Source organism: Devosia sediminis, from assembly GCF_016411825.1.
GTDB classification, from domain to species: Bacteria; Pseudomonadota; Alphaproteobacteria; order Rhizobiales; family Devosiaceae; genus Devosia; species Devosia sediminis.
Genome location: NZ_JAEKMH010000001.1, coordinates 1 through 16,861, shown reverse-complemented (window position 1 = coordinate 16,861; position 16,861 = coordinate 1). Strand labels below are relative to the sequence as shown.

The 16,861-nt window shown below is 59.3% G+C and carries 17 protein-coding genes and 2 pseudogenes; 7 read left to right on the top strand and 12 right to left on the bottom strand.

The features are described from left to right. Window positions 1–60: 60 nt before the first annotated feature. On the bottom strand, window positions 61–1,185 hold the full coding sequence (locus JEQ47_RS00085; protein WP_236020607.1) for a calcium:cation antiporter: 1,125 nt from the start codon (window positions 1,183–1,185) through the stop codon (window positions 61–63). A gap of 118 nt (window positions 1,186–1,303) precedes the next feature. Between JEQ47_RS00085 and JEQ47_RS21150 the strand changes: the two are divergent. Then, window positions 1,304–1,573 (top strand): annotated as a pseudogene (locus JEQ47_RS21150) (hypothetical protein); the annotation flags it as partial. Here JEQ47_RS21150 and JEQ47_RS00080 read toward each other — a convergent pair. Continuing rightward, a complete protein-coding gene (locus JEQ47_RS00080; RefSeq protein ID WP_198875763.1) occupies window positions 1,529–1,693 on the bottom strand; it encodes a hypothetical protein in 165 nt (54 codons plus the stop codon). The pseudogene JEQ47_RS21150 and the gene JEQ47_RS00080 sit on opposite strands and share 45 nt — an antisense overlap. Window position 1,694: 1 nt before the next feature. Between JEQ47_RS00080 and JEQ47_RS00075 the strand changes: the two genes are divergently transcribed. Continuing rightward, the gene (locus tag JEQ47_RS00075; RefSeq protein WP_328767719.1) at window positions 1,695–2,189 is read left to right on the top strand and encodes an HXXEE domain-containing protein; all 495 of its coding nucleotides are present in this window, start codon (window positions 1,695–1,697) and stop codon (window positions 2,187–2,189) included. Here JEQ47_RS00075 and JEQ47_RS00070 read toward each other — a convergent pair. The 9 genes from JEQ47_RS00070 to JEQ47_RS00035 all read right to left on the bottom strand — a co-directional run bounded on the left by JEQ47_RS00070 (window position 2,186) and on the right by JEQ47_RS00035 (window position 11,019). Next, window positions 2,186–2,908, bottom strand: coding sequence for an SDR family NAD(P)-dependent oxidoreductase (locus JEQ47_RS00070; RefSeq protein ID WP_328767717.1), 723 nt, complete (start codon window positions 2,906–2,908; stop codon window positions 2,186–2,188). The two genes, JEQ47_RS00075 and JEQ47_RS00070, sit on opposite strands and share 4 nt — an antisense overlap. Further along, window positions 2,823–3,707: an SMP-30/gluconolactonase/LRE family protein gene (locus JEQ47_RS20530; protein ID WP_236020606.1), complete on the bottom strand. Its 885-nt coding sequence runs from the start codon at window positions 3,705–3,707 to the stop codon at window positions 2,823–2,825. Before JEQ47_RS20530 ends, JEQ47_RS00070 begins: the two co-directional genes overlap by 86 nt. Before the next feature lie 492 nt (window positions 3,708–4,199). Then, window positions 4,200–4,511 carry a BLUF domain-containing protein gene (locus JEQ47_RS00065; RefSeq protein WP_198874353.1) on the bottom strand — a complete coding sequence of 104 codons (312 nt, stop codon included), beginning with the start codon at window positions 4,509–4,511 and terminating at the stop codon, window positions 4,200–4,202. Between the two features lie 43 nt (window positions 4,512–4,554). Further along, window positions 4,555–4,866, bottom strand: a complete 312-nt coding sequence (locus JEQ47_RS00060) for an EAL domain-containing protein (RefSeq protein WP_236020605.1) — start codon at window positions 4,864–4,866, stop codon at window positions 4,555–4,557. Continuing rightward, entirely contained in the window at window positions 4,863–6,314 is a 1,452-nt protein-coding gene (gene istA / locus JEQ47_RS00055; protein ID WP_198874352.1) for an IS21 family transposase, read from the bottom strand. Before istA ends, JEQ47_RS00060 begins: the two co-directional genes overlap by 4 nt. A 163-nt stretch (window positions 6,315–6,477) precedes the next feature. Next, window positions 6,478–7,620, bottom strand: coding sequence for a YihY/virulence factor BrkB family protein (locus JEQ47_RS00050; RefSeq protein WP_328767712.1), 1,143 nt, complete (start codon window positions 7,618–7,620; stop codon window positions 6,478–6,480). A gap of 317 nt (window positions 7,621–7,937) precedes the next feature. Further along, window positions 7,938–8,303 carry a response regulator gene (locus JEQ47_RS00045; protein ID WP_198874350.1) on the bottom strand — a complete coding sequence of 122 codons (366 nt, stop codon included), beginning with the start codon at window positions 8,301–8,303 and terminating at the stop codon, window positions 7,938–7,940. 61 nt (window positions 8,304–8,364) lie between these two features. Beyond that, window positions 8,365–10,593, bottom strand: coding sequence for a PAS domain-containing sensor histidine kinase (locus tag JEQ47_RS00040; protein ID WP_198874349.1), 2,229 nt, complete (start codon window positions 10,591–10,593; stop codon window positions 8,365–8,367). A 156-nt stretch (window positions 10,594–10,749) separates the two neighbouring features. Continuing rightward, the gene (locus JEQ47_RS00035; protein ID WP_198874348.1) at window positions 10,750–11,019 is read right to left on the bottom strand and encodes a hypothetical protein; all 270 of its coding nucleotides are present in this window, start codon (window positions 11,017–11,019) and stop codon (window positions 10,750–10,752) included. 236 nt (window positions 11,020–11,255) lie between these two features. Between JEQ47_RS00035 and JEQ47_RS00030 the strand changes: the two genes are divergently transcribed. The 3 genes from JEQ47_RS00030 (at window position 11,256) to JEQ47_RS00020 (ending at window position 14,557) form a co-directional block, all read left to right on the top strand. Then, window positions 11,256–13,133, top strand: coding sequence for a diguanylate cyclase (locus tag JEQ47_RS00030; protein WP_198874347.1), 1,878 nt, complete (start codon window positions 11,256–11,258; stop codon window positions 13,131–13,133). Between the two features lie 127 nt (window positions 13,134–13,260). Continuing rightward, complete coding sequence (locus JEQ47_RS00025; RefSeq protein ID WP_236020604.1) at window positions 13,261–13,665, top strand: DUF2382 domain-containing protein; 405 nt, start codon at window positions 13,261–13,263, stop codon at window positions 13,663–13,665. A 4-nt stretch (window positions 13,666–13,669) separates the two neighbouring features. Next, window positions 13,670–14,557 (top strand): YsnF/AvaK domain-containing protein, encoded by an 888-nt coding sequence (locus JEQ47_RS00020; RefSeq protein WP_198874346.1) that lies wholly within the window; start codon window positions 13,670–13,672, stop codon window positions 14,555–14,557. A gap of 269 nt (window positions 14,558–14,826) precedes the next feature. Here the strand turns inward: JEQ47_RS00020 and JEQ47_RS20525 are convergent. Beyond that, window positions 14,827–15,276: pseudogene (locus tag JEQ47_RS20525) on the bottom strand (universal stress protein). Window positions 15,277–15,590: 314 nt separating this feature from the next. Here JEQ47_RS20525 and JEQ47_RS00005 point away from each other — a divergent pair. Together JEQ47_RS00005 and JEQ47_RS20490 are read left to right on the top strand one after the other, a co-directional pair. After that, on the top strand, window positions 15,591–16,223 hold the full coding sequence (locus JEQ47_RS00005) for a tyrosine-type recombinase/integrase (RefSeq protein WP_198874344.1): 633 nt from the start codon (window positions 15,591–15,593) through the stop codon (window positions 16,221–16,223). 396 nt (window positions 16,224–16,619) lie between these two features. Further along, on the top strand, window positions 16,620–16,861 hold a 242-nt coding region (locus tag JEQ47_RS20490; RefSeq protein WP_210337923.1), incomplete at its 3' end, for a hypothetical protein.

Here is a 16,861-nt window from a genome sequence, read left to right as displayed (position 1 = left end):
CGTTGTAGAGCGGCGGGGCAGCAGTGACAGCTACGTGTCAGGTAGTTGGTTGTGGGAGGCCTACGGCACGGCGATGAGCAGGACATAGGCCACGAAGATCACGAGGTGGACGACGCCGGTCAGCACGGTCGTGCGTCCGCTGCCGAAACTGACGATGCTGACCCCCAGCGCCAGAAGCAAAAGCACGGTGTCTCCCGGTCCAAGGCCGAGGATAAGCGGATGGCCGGTGAAAAGGCTGATCAGGGCCACAATAGGAACGGCCATGCCGATCGTGGCGCAGGCTGAACCCAAGGCGATGTTGAGACTGCGCTGTAGCTGATTGTGCATCGCTGCGCGGATTGCCGCGACAGTTTCGGGCAGGAGCACCAGCGTGGCGACGAACGCGCCGACAATGGCGCCGACCTGCTCCACATGCGCCGCCTCGAGCGCCGTCTCAAGTGTGGCAGCGACATACTCGGCCATCAGCACAATGCCCACGAGGCCAATGCCCAGGAGGACGAAGCTGCGAACCGGGCTGCCGGACGCTTCGTGGCGACCTATTGAACCGGCCTCTGCATCCAGGAAGTCCTCCCGGTAGCGCTGGGTCTGGCCAATGACGAAGCCGATATAGAGGAGGAGGCAAAGGCCGCTGATGAACATCAGTTGCAAAGGCGAAAACTCGCCCGGCCCTGTCCTCAGCGTATAGTTGGGCAGGACCAGAACCAGAACCGACAGGGCCATGATGACAGCGAGAAGGGCACTGGTCCCCTGGCGCTTGTGCTCCCGATGATGATGCCGCCATCCGCCCAGCAACAGCGCGAGGCCTATGACGCCGGCGCAGACGATCATCACAGTGGAAAATACCGATTCCCGCGCAATGGTCGGGTTTGGCGTGCCATGCAGCATGACCGAGACAATGACCGAGGCCTCGATGGCGGTGACTGCAGTGGTGAGGACCAGGGTGCCGAACGGCTCGCCGACGCGGTGGGCAATCGCCTCGGCGTGGTGCAGCACCACGAATACGGTCCAGAAGACAAACCCGATGATGACGAGCGACGCGACGAGTTCGAACGGGACCGGCAAGTGGTCTAGCTGATCGTGGCCGAGCGGCAGGGCAATTCCGACGAAGAGTGCCGCGACCGGTACCATAGCCTCGGACGTGACGAAGGGCGTTGCTGACTTGGCCGCGGTAATTGGGTTCGACATTGCAGGGCTCGGGAGTGGAGGCTTGTCCCAGATCTACGCTGGCACGGGCGCCGCCACTATCCTCAGAACTGAGGATGCCGGCACCCTGGACCACTGGCTATTGAGGTGACATCCCCAGATGGAGCCCTGTCCCATGAAACGCCTGGTCGCCGTGTTTTCCTTGCTTGCCGTACTGTCGATCCCCGCTGCTGCCAATGCGGCCACGGGCCAGGTGGAGCTGACCACCGATGGCGAGTTCCAGCGCAGAACCGTGACCTACAACTGCGGCGCTGAATGTCCGCCTGAGGTGACCTATGTCAACGCCGACCCCAACTATCTCGCCACCATGCCGGTGACCGGCGTGTCACAGCACCTGGTCTTTGCCTCGATCCTCTCGGGTTCCGGCACGCGCCATGCGGCCGGCAAGTGGCAGTGGTGGAGCACCGGCAATGACGGCAGCCTCCACGACACGACGCTTGGCGACAATGCAGAGCCCGTGCTGTCCTGCACCCAGATCACCACGAGCCATCGTGCCCCTGCTGCACGCCGCCTATGCCCTGCCCCTGGTGCTGCTCTTCCTCCACAGCCCCGGCTATATGCTGCACCAGGTCGAGGAGCATACGGGCGACCGGTTCCGGACCTTTGTCAACCAGCGGATCTTTGGGGGCAAGGAAGCCCTTAGCACCACGGCCGTCCTCGTCATCAACCTTCCCGTGGTCTGGGGGCTGAATCTGGCGGCCCTTTACGCGGCCTATCTCTGGGGTGGCGGCTTCGGACTCGTGGCACCCTATGCCATGCTCCTCAATGGGGTCACCCATATCGGCGCGGCAGTACGGTTCCGCAGCTACAATCCGGGCCTCATGACCTCGCTGGTGATCTTCCTGCCGCTCAGTCTCTGGACGATCCTTGCCATCGGACCGGTGGACGCCGGCTTCCATCTCGTCGCCCTGGGCCTTGCAGTCGTGGTGCACGCCCTGATCATCGCGGACGTGCTCTTGCGCATCAGGCGACTGGGCAGCGCCTAGCGCATCATGTGGCCGCCATCGGCGATGATGGTCTGGCCCGACATGATGCGGGCGTCGTCGCTGGCCAGCCACAAGGCAAGATTGGCGATGTCCTCCGGCAGGACCAAGGTTTTCACCGCCTGCCGCGCCAATGTCTGGGCCTCGTAGTCCGGATCCAGCCCGCCGGCTGTCGCCCGCTCGGTCATGGTCCGGCCGGGCGCAATGCACATGACGCGAATGCCCGATGGACCGAGATCGCGCGCGAAACATTGCGTGAACCCGCCAATGGCGGCCTTGGCGGTGCCATAAGCGATGAGGCCCGCAGCACCTTGCATCCAGGATGTCGAGCCGAGATTGATGATGACGCCGCCGCCTGCCGCTTCCATGCCCGGCGTCACCGCCTGCGCCGCAAAGGCCAGGTGACGCAGATTGACCGCCATGCGTTCGTCCCAATAGTCGGACGTCAGGGTCGCAAAGTCGTGGCGCTGGTCGTTGCCGGCATTGTTGATGAGGACGCGGATCGGCCCCATGGCCGCAGCGACACTGGCAATGGCCGCGCGCAGCGCCTGGATATCGGTAACGTCGGCGGGGGCCGCAAAGGCCCTGCCCCCATCGGCACTAATAGCTGTGGCCGTCTTCGCCGCACCCTCGGTATCACGGTCGACAATCCCAACAGGCGCACCCTGCCGGGCAAAGGCGAAGGCCATGGCCCGGCCGATGCCGGACGCCCCGCCCGTCACCAGAACCGACCTGTCCTTCAGGCTCGGATAGAGGTTGGTACTCATCCCGCAAACTGCCCGCCCGGCTGGCCGCGCACGCCCGGCTCAAAGACAAACAGCCCACCCGACAGCGGCGCTTCGACCAGCATACGCTCGGCAAGGCGAATTCGGCCCGAGGTAATATAGAGCCGGTCGAGATTGGGCCACCGAAACAGCAACTCGACGGTCTGGGCACGGGAACAACGACAATTCGGTCGAGCCGCCCGTCGGGGGCGTAGCGCCGCACCGACCACCCATCCCAGACCGCGACCCAGATGACGCCTTCGGCATCGACAGTCAGCCCGTCTGGCTTGCCTTCCACGGCCGGTATGGTGATGAGCGGGCGGCGATTGCTCACCGTGGCGCGTTCGAGATCGAAATCATAAACAAAGACGCAGCCCTGAGCCGAGTCGGCAAAATACATGCTTTTGTCGTCGGGGCTCCAGTCCATGCCGTTCGACACGGTGAAGCCGGTATCCACCCGGCGATAGGTGCCGTCGGGTTCGATGCAATAGAGGCTGCCCGATGGCGCCGAGGCGTCGAGTGCCATGCTGCCCGCCCAGAAGCGACCGCGACGGTCGCATTTGGCGTCGTTGAAGCGATTGGATTCGATGCTCTCTTCGGGGTCGACCACGGGCGTGAGCGCGCCGGTCTCCATGTCGAGCAGTTCCAGGCCGTTCTGCGTCATCACCGCATGGCCGCCGCCGCGACGGGCCGCGATGGAGGTGACCATCCGCGAGACCTTTACCGCACTGTTCTGTCCGGTGGCCGGGGTGACCATCGACGGTCACGGTGACCATTTTCCCCTTTGCAGAGGATGCCAACCGCGCCGGAACGCGTTGGCGGTACCAGTAGACGCCAGTGGCAGGGTGCTTGAAAGGAGACGGCATAGAAAGGACCATGTGGACCACCTCTGTGTATCAACAGCGGCAGGCGAAAGTCCAACAAACCCAGATTGCTAAACTCCATCAATAAGATGGAATGGCGCACCCGCTGCGATATAGATGGGCACTGTAATGATTGGGAAATCTTGATCCCAAGTGTGGCTGCGAACACTAAGATTTCGGCATCCGCATCGGAAGTGGCTCCTGGCTGAAATGGGGTGGAAACCAGTCAGTCCGCTTTCAGACAAGAGGCTGCCGAAGCAGTCATTCCGCGGCGAACCAAGTTACCCGCCTCCGCTTCACGCGGCTATCTCTATCATAAGGTCCACAAGAGCTACAGCGCTCCGATGTTTTTCCGGGCCCCTTTCACGAATGCAGCGATGCACCGCTCAAGAGAGGACCAGCGAAGGTCCGGAATAGGCCAGTGCCCAACCATGGAAGCGGCGCTGTTCGATTCTTCCTTCCAGCATAGTAAGGGCGTCCTTGTGCCGTGGGTCAGCGAGGATGGATGACCTCAGGGTCATCATACCGCCTGGCGGTCCCTCAAGTAGTTGAGCGAAGTGGGTGCCGGTGAAGAACAATGCCCCCGTTACCTGAAGGTCCATGTTTCTGGACTGGCTGACTTTGATGATACTGTCGATCGCGTTCTGGATGTCAGCGTCAGGAACGATGCACTTGCTGACGTAAACCCACTGATGCATGCCCGTTACTCCATGTCGGATTTCTTCGGCAGGGAAGAATTCACTAGCAAGCGGCTTGCTTTCCCTTGGAGCGCGTATTTACCCCCTGCCAGGTCCTCATGAAATGCGGAACGCGATCTGCGCTCATCGGCTTGGCGATGAGGTAGCCTTGCGCGAGGTCGCAACCTCGTCTCTTTAGCTCGCGCCACTGGTCGAGCGTCTCAACGCCCTCCGCGACTACCTGAATACCAAGGCTACGCGACAGACCGATCACAGCCTTGACGATCGCAGTAGCGTCCGGACTGTCCCCCAGTTCACGAATGAACGACTGATCTATCTTGAGCCAGCTGACCGGGAACTTGCTGAGGTGAGTCAAAGACGCATAAGGGCCTGTGGGGTGTTCAGGATGGTGGCCGGGCTGCGGGGTTCGCGTTGCCGGGCCAGGATGTTGAGCACGATATCGGCGGAACAGACCCCCTCGCGCACCGCTTCGGCACAAGCGGTCTCGACCGCCGGCAGGCCATCGCTGAGCACGGCGGTGAGGATGCTCACCATCTGCCGGTCGCCATCGTCTGCAGAGCGCAGCCGGCGCCGGATCTTCTCGATACTGGCCGGCATCACCCAGTCCTTGAAGGGAGCGCCATTGCGCCAGGCACCCGGCTTGCGCGCCAGTACCGGCACGTAATGCCAGGGATCGTAGATGGTCTGGTCGCGCCCGAAGGAGCGAGCATGCTCGCCCACCACGAGGCCATCCTGGCGCAACTCGATGCAGTCGGCATAGGCCCGGATCTCGACCGGCCGGCCAACAGCATGAGCTGCCACCGAGTATCTGTTGTTGTCGAACCGCACCAGGCAGGTCTTGCTGACCGAGGCAGTCACAGCATGGAAGCCGTCGAAGGCACCGGCATAGGTCACCAGGCTGGGCCGCTCGGCTTCGAACACCTCCCAGATGGTTCGGTCGCGGAACTCGGGATGCCGGTGTGCCCGGGCATAGGCAATGGTCTTGTCCAGCAGCCAGGCATTGAGCTCGTCATAGCTCCGGAACCGAAGACGCGGCGTAAAGAAGCGCTCCCGCACCAGGCCGACCTGGTTCTCGACCTGACCCTTCTCCCAACCCGAGGCTGGCGTGCAGGCGACGGGGTCAACCAGATGATGGCCGCACATCTGCAGGAAGCGCCGATTGTAGGCCCGCTCCTTGCCCACGAAGATGGTCTCGACCGCCGTCTTCATGTTGTCGTAGATGCCGCGCGTGCAGGCACCCTTGAAGAAGGCAAACGCCCGATCATGAGCGTCGAACACCATCTCCTGGGTCTCGCGCGGATAGGCCCTAACGAACATCATCCGGCTATGGCACAGCCGCACATGGGCGACCTTGATCGTCACCGTCGTGCCATTGAGCAGCACGATCTCGTGGCTCCAGTCGAACTGATAGGCTTCTCCCGGCGCAAAGCTCAGCGGCACGAACGCCGAAGCCACATTGGCCGAGCGATCCTGGCTCCAGCTCCGGGCATAACGCCGGACCGCATCATAGCTACCCTCGTAGCCGAGGCCCGCCAGTTCCTCGAACACCCGGATCAGCGTAAGCCGCTCGCGTGCGGCCTTCCCCTCGTTGGCTAGCAGCAGTCGGTTCAACTCAGCCGGCCACGGACCGATCCGCGGCAACGGCTGCTTCTCTCGTTCATAGGAAAAGTGCGTCTCGCCCGACCGGGTGATCTTGCGCACCGTGTTGCGCGCAACATGCAGCTCCCGCTCGATCTGCTTGATGGACTTGCCTTGCACGAAATATGCCCGACGAACCCGTGCAATCGTATCCACGCCCTTCATCCCCTAACCGCCCGTCAAATCCAAAACAGGCAGTCTGATCAACAAATCCAGGGGGTCAAAATTAGAAGCCGATTACCCCCATAACGGGGTCAATTTTGCACGCCGAAACACACCGGATGATCCAGCATCGCCAGGCGCGCTGGTGCCAAGAAGTGGCTGGAAACTATCGGCGCTTCTCCCGCCTGAGAGCACTAAGGGCCAGCGAAAGAGGAAGCGCCGCGGTCATGGCACCCAGGGAATGGCGGCGCTGCGATTTAAACTTGGTCTTGGCAGCGTTGAAGCCAGCAACCCAGTCCGCGCTTCTGCCAACCATACCTTCGTCTCTGTCGTGGGCTTCTCCAGCTGGCTCACCCACCGTATCGGCTGCCACCGCGTCACGGTGACCTAGTGGCGAGTCAGCACCGGCAGTGGAGTCGCGCGTTGTCTGACGCTCCGCTTCCGAATTAAGTTCTGCCCCGATTATGACTGCGGTGACGCTGATCCACATCCAGGTCAGCAGGGCAATCAGCCCCCCGAGCGACCCATAGGTGGCATCGTAATTGCCAAAATTGGCGGCGTACCAGGAGAACAGCAGCGAAACCACGAGGATAATCACGGTGGCGAGTCCCGCACCAGGCGAAACCCAGCGCCACTTGGCTTGCTGACGGCTCGGACCAAAGCGGTAAAGCGCAGCAAGACCCAGCATCAGCACAAGGGCCAGCAGCAGATAAGAGCCAATGCGCAGCAACCACTCAAAGCCCTCGCCAAGGCCGATAAAGGCGAGCGCAGCGGGTACCACAACGGCAGCCACGATCATCAACATGGCACCCACGATCCCGGCAAAGGTGAACATCAGGGCGGTGCCGTTGAGGACAAAGAAATTCCGTTGTTCCCGTTCGTCATAGGCCACATTCATCGCCTCAAACATGGTCTTCACGCCTGAGCTTGCACTCCACAGGGCAATGGCAACGGAGGTCAGTAAAGCGACGCCAAGTGTGGTCCCCCCAGTGCTGGTCAACTTGGTAAGTTGCTCATTGACGATTGACATGCCGCCTTCCGGCACAATTGCGGCGAGCAAGTTGATATGCTCAGCGACGGTCGCAGGATCAACAAACAGTCCGTAAATCGAAACAAAAGCTGTAATGGTGGGAAACAGGGAAAGAAGAAGATAGTAGGTGACCGCTGCGGCGATCAGCGTAACGCGGTCGTCATTTATTTCTCGGTATGTGCGAATAAGCACGTCTTTCCAGCCAACGACCGGAATTTCTTGAGGTCTATCAGCATCCCTGCCCCGACCGCTGCCCGAAGTTCGTGCTTGCTCTGCCACAGGCCAATCTCCCATTTTGAACTAACAACGATGTCGTCGCCGAGCGGTTGCTCCAGGGTCGGAAACGAAGAGCCAGCAGATCTTGCTCCCTGTCTATGTGACCAACGTGCCTTCGCCTACAGTTTTTCGGCATGGCCCTACACATCTGTGGGTCGCACAACCTTCGAAGCAACGTGCGAGCTGCACAGGCGGTAACCTGTAGTTCTGTCGGTTATGGCTTTGCAAAACTGGTCCGGTGAGCTCCATGATCAGCCGCTCGGATGATGGGGCCTCTTCGTTGCTAACGGCGTCTTACCAGACTGTAGAGCGGACAACGATCAGTGCAACACTTTCCTGAAAGCGTCAGCAACAGCATCGGGGCTGTAAGGCTTGGGCACGAATTGGGCATCGACCGGCAATTCTTCAACCGATACACGGCGGTGGCCGGACGTCACAACGATCTTTATGGGGGGCCAGCGCTCCCGCACGGCAGCGGCAAGTTTCAGTCCATCCATTCCACCGGGCATGTCGATATCGGTAAAGAGGAGGCGGATCTCGCGATAGCGACTCAACAGGCTGATCGCCTGCTTGGCATCGGCAGCTTCGAGAACTTCGAAACCTTCATCAGTGAGATGGTCCGAGATAGCCATTCGGACGATCGCTTCGTCCTCGACGACCAGAACAACGAGCCTTGAACGCGCCACGCTACATCACCTCGGAAGCAGAACTATTCAGCATCGTTTTCAACCATGGCCGCCGGCGACGCTAAGATGCACATAACGCCTTCAGGACGATATTCGATCCGGACATCTCCATCGAAGTCGGCAGCAGCACCCGGGTGATGAGCCTGGAACCAAAGCCTTTCCGTTCCGGCTCGACCACATTGGGACCACCCGACTCTTGCCACTTGAATACAAACTGCCGCTCTGCTGTCTCGTTTAAGCCGTCGAGTGTCCAACTAATGCGGACCAAGCCTTCGGATGTGGAGAGTGCTCCATACTTCGCTGCGTTTGTAGCAAGCTCATGAATAGTCAAAGCCATGGAAAGGGACTGCTTCGCTGAGAGAGAGATATGCTCTCCCTCAATAATGAAACGGTCGGGAGCCGACATATGCGGGGTCAGCGCACTTTCAATGACGCTCTGTATCGGGGCACTCTGCCACGTCTTGGCGGTTAAGAGATCATGCGCGTGGGCTAACGCGTTCAAACGAGCGTCGAAGGTCTTACGGCGTTCGGCAATATCGTCGCCTTTCAACGTTTGGCTGGCTATCGCACTTACCATCGCAAGCGTGTTCTTGATCCTGTGCTCCAACTCCCGTCCAAGGACATTCTGCCGGGCTTCGTTGTCTCTTCGCTGGGTTATATCGCGGACAGTGCCCACCAACCGCTGGCCAAAAATCTCGTCAAGAACCTGAGCACGGGCGTGGACCCATCGAGCCGTGCTGCCGTCGTCAAGCATCACACGATATTCGATATCCAGAATACCGTCCCCGCTGGGATCGAGCGCTGCCAACGCGGCTGGCGCCATCCGACTTCGGTCTTCGGGATGAACCCGCGCTGCGAAGTCGTCGAAACTCTCGTGCTGGTCTATTGTCCCGCCGAAAAGGTGGATGGCATGATCGTCGCCGCGAAGATTAGCAAATCGCCCGTCGATGAAGTCGCACTCCCAGACGCCCATCTGTGCAGCTGCCAAGGCAAGCTTTACGCGTAGCTCACTTTCACGGAGCGCGAGCGCCGCCTCCTTCTGGTCTTCGATGTCAGTATTGGTCCCGACCCAATACTCCACGTGCCGATCGGCTGCGACTGCAGGATTGGCTCGAGCCAGGTGCCACCTATAAGTGCCGTCGTGTTGCCTCAGCCGGAACTCAGTGGAATAGGGAGCACCCGTAGAAAGGGACCGCTCCCATGACTCCGCAGCCGAGGGAACATCCTCCGGATGAACGATGTGCACCCACTGGTTTCCGTCCAATTCCCCAGCATGGGCGCCGCTGTAGGCGTAAACCTGATCGTTAAACCAGTCGAGATTTCCATCCGGCTGCGCTGTCCAGACGTGGTTGGGGAGCAATTGTGCCAGTCGCCGAAACTTTGCTTCGCTCGCTGCGGCAGCCAACTCTGCCAGTTTTTGGTCGGTTATGTCATGCCCTTGCGCGAAGATGCCAGTGATCGAACCATCAGCCGAGCGAATTGGCTGATAGATAAAATCGAGAAAGCGCTGTTCAGGTTTTCCGCCTGGTCGTCTCTGCAGCATTATCGGCAGCCCCCGACCGACATATGGCTGCCCAGTCGTGAAGACACTGTCGAGCAGTTCGAAAAACCCTTGTCCTTCCACTTCAGGAAGGGCTTCGCGAGCCGGTATGCCCAGCACATCCCGATGGCCGATCAATTGCAAGTAGGCGTCATTGGTGATCTCGAAGACGTGGTCCGGACCGTTCAGCATGGCCATGAAGCTAGGTGCCTGCGCCAGCATCTCACGCAGGCGGTCCAACTCGGCGCCTCTCATCCTTGATTGCCGCACCTCCTCGGTTATCTCCACTGCGGTGCAGAACATACCAACTGCCCGGTCCTTTGCATCCAGGACGGGCGTGTAGCCAAAGGAGAAATGAGTCTCCACGACACGGTCATCCCGCACCATGGAGAGTTGGATGTCATCCATGTGCGTTGAGATGCCAGCAAAGGCCGCATTTATGATGGGACCAATATCGAAGATGATATCTGCCCAGACTTCGGTGAACCGGCTCCCCAGTGCCTCAGGGTGACGCTGCGCCAGCATCGGCGTGTACGCATCGTTATAGAGCATCGTCCGCTCGGGACCCCAGGCGATGAACATCGGCTGCGTGGAACTCAGCATAACCTGTATGAGAGTTCGCAAGCTGCCCGGCCACTGTGCAGGTAAGCCAAGCGGCGACTTCGCCCAATCGAAACGCCGTATGCGTTCGCCCATCTCCCCGCCCCCTAACATGAAGGTCGGGTCGCGCACCGGCGTAACTTCTGACATGATTTGCCCCGCAGAAGCGGTAAAAACTGCCGCCTGAAATTAGTGGTATATTGGGAGCCGCACACTCGTCCAGTGGGCAGGCGGGCCATCAACGATGCGCAGCCTCTTTCGGTTTGAGGTTATTTCTACACTGGATGAAAAGCAGCTTTGGACCCCCTACGCGTCGTCGCACGTGTCCGAAAGCAGGCCCCAGTCGTCCCGCCAAATCACGTCCTCTTCGAGGAGAACCACTACCCGCTTAAGCTTGAGCTGCCGCTTTACCTCCTCGGCTCTCTGCAGTGCCGATGGCACCGGTTCGGGGAAGTCCGCGATGTAGTCAACGGCCCCAACGTCAGCCACGGTTCGTCCACTACCTTGTCGAACGGTAACGATGACGGCGTCCCACGGCGTGCGCATTCCCTTTCGAAAACGCTCATAGGAAGGCATCTGCGGAACTCCCTTTCGGCATTAAATGCCGGCGTTTAACTTAAGTTGCAACGTCCTCTCACGTCGGGAAGGCTACGTGCTCCCGTCGAACTCCTTTGGCTAGTTTCCGATCGCAGCGCATTTGACCAGGCGCACATGCCTTCACGGATCGCGTCCGGCCACAGACATGGGTGAGCGGGAAACATTGCATCGGTGATTAACATTTTTGGTGTACTCCGAGCCGACCGGAGGGTTACATGACCGACCAGCCTTGGAGCTTATGGGCGCAGCTGACCATCAACCTTCTTTCGGTAGCCTTTTTCATATCTCTGTGGGCTAATCTGCAGTTCTGGTTTGCCGCCGCAATCCGACCTGTTCGTCACTTGCTTTTCGGCCTGGTTATGGGGCTAGGCGCTATCACCTCGATGTTGCTGTCTATCCAGCTTTATCCGGGTGTCATGTTCGACCTGAGGGCTGCCCTTATAGCGATCGCCAGTTTTTTCGGCGGTCCTGCCTCCGGACTTCTGGCGACAGTCATTAGCGCAGCATTCCGAGGCTGGGCCGGCGGACCGGGAATGCTGGTCGGCCTCTCCAACATCGTGCTTGCGGGCTGCCTGGGAACACTCGGCTACTTAGCCGTGGGAAAAAACATTCGAGCACGTCACATCGTCATGCTTTCTATCGGCACCGGTGCCGTATGGTTCCTGAGCCTTGTGGCACTGCCGTCTTCCTACCTCAGCCCTTCCCTGGTGCCGCTTGTGGTTCCTGTGATCGTGTTGACGGTTATCGCTACGATCATGGCTGGCCTTACGGTCCTGCAGACCAAAAGGGCTGCGGACGAGCGTGTGCTCCTGAGGGCCGCGATCGCCCAAACTCCCGACTTCCAGTTCGTCAAGAACGAACGCAGTGAATTCGTAGCCGTGAACCGGGAAGTCGCAGCGTACAATGGCTTCGATCGACCAGAGCACATGATCGGTCTGACAGATTTCGACCTCACGTCCGCCGATAGAGCAGTGCAGCTCTTCGAGGCAGAGCAGCGCATTGTTACTACGGGTCAGGCTCTTCTAGATTTCGAGGAACGACTGAACGAGCGCGCAGGGGAGCGCTGGTTTTCCACCTCGAAGGTTCCAGTCCGGAATGAGGATGGCCGGATGATCGGCATCGCAGGCGTCACTCGTGACATTACCCAGCGCCGAAAGTTGGAGCAGGATCTGCTGGACAGCCGGGATCTGCTGAACTTCGCGGTGTCCGAAATGGCAGATGGCCTCGCCATGTTCGACGGCCACGGAAATCTTACCTTTTGCAACGAACGGTACCGCACCCTGTTCCCGAGGACTGCTCACCTTCGACAGCCCGGGGTACATATTCGCGACATCATGCGTGAGGTCGTTCGAACTGGAGAACAGGCAAACGCCTCAGGGTTGGCGGCGGAAGAATGGATCGAATTGGTCGCGTCCTCGCTTGCCACGGGCGGCGATGAGCAGGTCAGCCTCTTTGACGGAAGATGGCTGCATCTACGGACAAGGGCAACGCCATCCGGCGCCGCGATGGTTCTTGTTTCTGACTTTACCGAGATCAAAAGGTCAGAGGAGCAGGCCATCTCGATGGCTGGCGAGCTTAAGAAGCTTGCCGCAACCGATAGTCTCACGGGCCTGCTCAACCGTCGTAGTTTCGACGCGCAACTCGAACTTGCATTCGAGGATAGCCGTGAAGGCAGTTCAGAACTTAGCCTCCTCATGATCGACGTCGATAACTTCAAGCTCTACAACGACACATACGGTCATATTCGAGGAGACGAATGCCTTAAGCAGATCGCGGCCTGTTTGCTCGGAGCGGTCCGCGGGCGTGATCTTGTGGCTAGGTATGGCGGCGAGGAATTTGCGGTGATTTTGCCCAATACTTCCGCTCGGGCCGCGCGGGAGACAGCGGACCGCATTCGGCATGAAATTTCAACGATAGCCATTCCACATGAGTCGAGTCCTTTCGGGATCGTAACGGCCAGTGTGGGTGTGGCTACATATACGGCGTCGTCGGCGGACATGAGTGACGCTACCGATCTGCTGCTTGTGGCCGACCGTGCCCTCTACACTGCAAAGGCAAACGGACGGAACAGTACGCATCCCCGGATGGCTTGACTGACACCCCCAAAGTCCGGACAGCCTCGTAGCTCCGGGACTAGAGTACCGGCCACTAAGTGTGATCGCCGGCAGTTGGGTCCGGAACTTATAACCTGCATCGCCGTTTCACCTTTCCCGAAACGGAATGGTCATGCAAGCTCACCCAAAAACCCTTCAGGTGGTTGCCGAGACCGCGACCGTGAGCACACGTGACGTCGTCACTGGAAAGGTGCGGGTTGAGACCCGCACCGAAATCCACGACGAATTCGTCAGTGCTGCGGTCCGGAGCGAGAATGTCACTGTCGAAAGGGTGTCAGTGAATCGCGAAGTCGATGTTGTGCCAACAATACGCACGGAAGGCGATGTCACCATCGTCCCGGTAGTGGAAGAGGTAATCGTCGTCGAAAAGCGTCTTATTGTTCGGGAAGAGCTCCACATACGACGGACCGTTTCTTCTGAGATCATTGAGACCTCCGTGCCGCTGCGGAAGCAAAGCGCCACGATACACCGGGTCGACGATCTCGATCATGCAACCGAAGAGGAAGTCTGAAAAAATGAGCCAGATCTCGAGTGCCGACCCCCGGACACTTTCCGCCTTGTTCGACAGCCAGTCAGAAGCCAATCGCGCCGTCGACCGGTTGGTCGATGCGGGAATTCACCGGGACAGTGTTCGCATCGTACCCGGAAACGAGAGCGACGCAGCAGTGGAGAACCGTGCCGAGCAGCATCAGGGCTTCTTCGCTGCCCTTTCGGACTTCTTCTTTCCAGACGAAGACCGCTACAGCTATGCCGAAGGTCTCTCCCGCGGCGGCTACCTGGTCGTGGTAGACAACCTGGCCGCCAGTCAGCACGATGTCGCCGTAGATATCCTCGATGACGAGGGTTCAATCGATCTCGATCAGCGCGAGGAAAGCTGGCGTTCGGAGGGCTGGGCTGGCTATTCCAGCGAGAGCGTTTCCGGCTACGGCTCTTCAAGCACTCGGTCTAGCTCGCTGGGCCAGGCAGGATCGGCTACGTCCAGCGAGGCGACCTCCCGTACCCTGGAAGAAGGCTCGAGTGAAAGCATCCCCGTGGTAGATGAACGCTTGGTCGTCGGAAAGCGGGACGTCAATCTTGGCCGTGTCCGAGTACGCTCCTATGTCCGCGAAGAGCCCGTCAGCGCCGACATCAATCTGCACAATGAGAATGTTACCATCGAGCGCCGTTCGGTTGACCGCCCCTTGGGCGATGCCGACATCGCCTTCACTGATCGTGTGATCGAAGCCGAAGAGCATGCCGAGGAAGCGGTCGTCGGTAAGGAAGCACGCGTCGTGGAGGAGATCTCCTTGCGCAAGGAAGGGACCGATCGCACCGAAACAGTCAGCGACACAGTGCGCAAGACTGAGGTGGAGATCGAGGATGACCGCACGGCTGGCAGCGACCATACGCGGAATCGTATCTAGCTTTACTAAAGAGATCGGCGCTCTAGAAAGGCGCCGATCTGATTAATCTAATCTACCATTGGGGCCGATGCTGCTGGGTGTTTAAACCTCTGCTAGGCTTGGAATCGAAATGTCGGCCTCGTCTTCAGCCTCGATGTCGCAACCAGTCAAGACTATGAAAAATATTCTACCTATCGTGGCAAAGAGGGCCGTCTGATCATCGCCATCGAGCTTGAGTCCGGTCGTCAGTTGACCGGACTCTCTATTTGACAGAGCATCTACCTGTCGCGTTACTTGACGATTGGCACGGGCACTTTCGAAGTCGCTAACACTGCCGAGGCTTGGCTACCTAACAGGAGCCGCTGCAAGCCGCGTCTTCCATGAGACCCCATAATTACAAGGTCGATACCTAACTTATCGATGGCATCGAAAATCGCATTTGAAGCGCGCTTGTTGCCGACTTATAGGCTCTCCGCGGTAATGCCGGTCGTCGCAGCCTTGTTTTCAGCGGCTTCAAGGGTACCGGTTGCCGCGGCGGAATAGCCGATTTCCAACTTTTCGTTGATCGACTTTGTCTCGAACGCTCCGAAGCTGCCTGTGCCCAGACCGGTTTCGATTGGCTCGGTCGAGGCGAGGATCGTCACCGCGGAACCATGTTTTCCGGCTAGCTGGAGACTAAGATCTAGAGCTTTCTCAGCCAGTTCGGATCCGTCATAGGCAATCAGAAGGTGTGCAAACATCTCGAGCTCCTTTTCGCAGGGCGCTCAGTCATTGGTTGTAAGGTCGGCTGCTTCCCTCGCCAGCCAGGCCTGCATCTCCGCGATCTCCACCTGCTGCGCCGGCAAGTCGCGGTAGATATCTCCGTGACCGTTGACTGTGGCCCACCCGCTTGTTCGAAACGAATGGCAGCTTTCGGGAACGTGAGCTTCACGTGCGAACGACTGAAATGGGTCGAGGGCTGCCCCTGCCCTGTTACATTGGAGCGAACAGTCTTCATCTGGGGCCATGCCATAATCGTTCTTCCACTGGCCGCTTCGGCCACAGGAGAAATGTAATGGGTATCTCACAGTATGATCCTGCCGCTGCAGGAAGGCCTGCTTGGAATGCCGGCAGGCAAGTTGGTGCCAAGCGGGCGCTCACGGTAAAACAGATCTGGTCGATACGCTTCTTCCTCGATCGGGAAGGACGAATGAGAGATCGGGCGCTCTTTGATCTGGCGATCGACAGCAAGCTGCGAGGCTGCGATCTGGTGAAGATCAAGATCGGCACACTCGTGGCTGGACCAACAATCCGTTCCAGATCGATGGTGATCCAGCAAAAGACGGGCAGACCCGTTCAGTTTGAGATCACCTCAGACACAAGAGCTAGCCTGCTTGCCTGGCTTGGCCGACGAGGCGGCACGGTAGATAACTTCGCTTTTCCGAGCCGCGTTAGTGCTGATCGACACCTGAGCACGCGTCAGTATGCGCGGCTGGTCGACGAGTGGGTCACCGCAATAGGTCTGACACCCCACGAATATGGCACCCATTCCCTGCGCCGAACCAAGGCATCGATCATCTACAAGGCCACCGGCAACCTGAGGGCTATTCAGATACTGCTCGGGCATAGCAAGATCGAGAACACGGTGCGGTATCTGGGTGTCGACGTAGACGATGCACTCTCGCTATCGGAGGCAACAGAGATCTAAGCAACGCGGCTTTGCCCAGTCCGACAGAGCCGCTACATGCCCCTGCCCTGCACGTCCTCACTGCGCCCCATTTCTGCCATTTAGGCCCGGATTCTGATTTCCCAAAACCTGCCGTTCCGCTTTGGCCGTCGCAATGTCGAAGGGGGGGTGGCAAGCTGCCCGACCGCTTCTGGGCGCCCAAGCCGGGAAAGCGGCCGTTCAGCAGGCTACTGTACTTCGACCGCAATGCGCCCCCTTTCTGACCGTTCGACTTCCGCTTGCGGCGTCCCGAAAGCCGACATTGCTCACGGCGTAGCCAAGCGCAAGCCGATTACTTCGGCGTATGTTCGAATCCCACCCGGTCCGCCACTTTGGTAAAAACCGGGAACGCCGATTCCAGCCGACTTCCCTCCTTTGGTGGCTACCGACGTCCTCAATAGGGTGTTTTTTGCTGACCTTGATGTAGATCGCGTCGTCCGCGAACTCGGCGTGTTGGGCGAAGGCGCGGACATGTTCCCGCCGATAGCCGCCCTTTCCAAGCCGGAGGCAAGTGCGAGCTTCGCTTGCCAGTTCCGACACGGCCGCTTTGGCGTGAATCTAAATTCAAACAGCAAAGCGCCCGATGGGTTGCACCGGGCACTTCTTTCTCAAGTCACCTC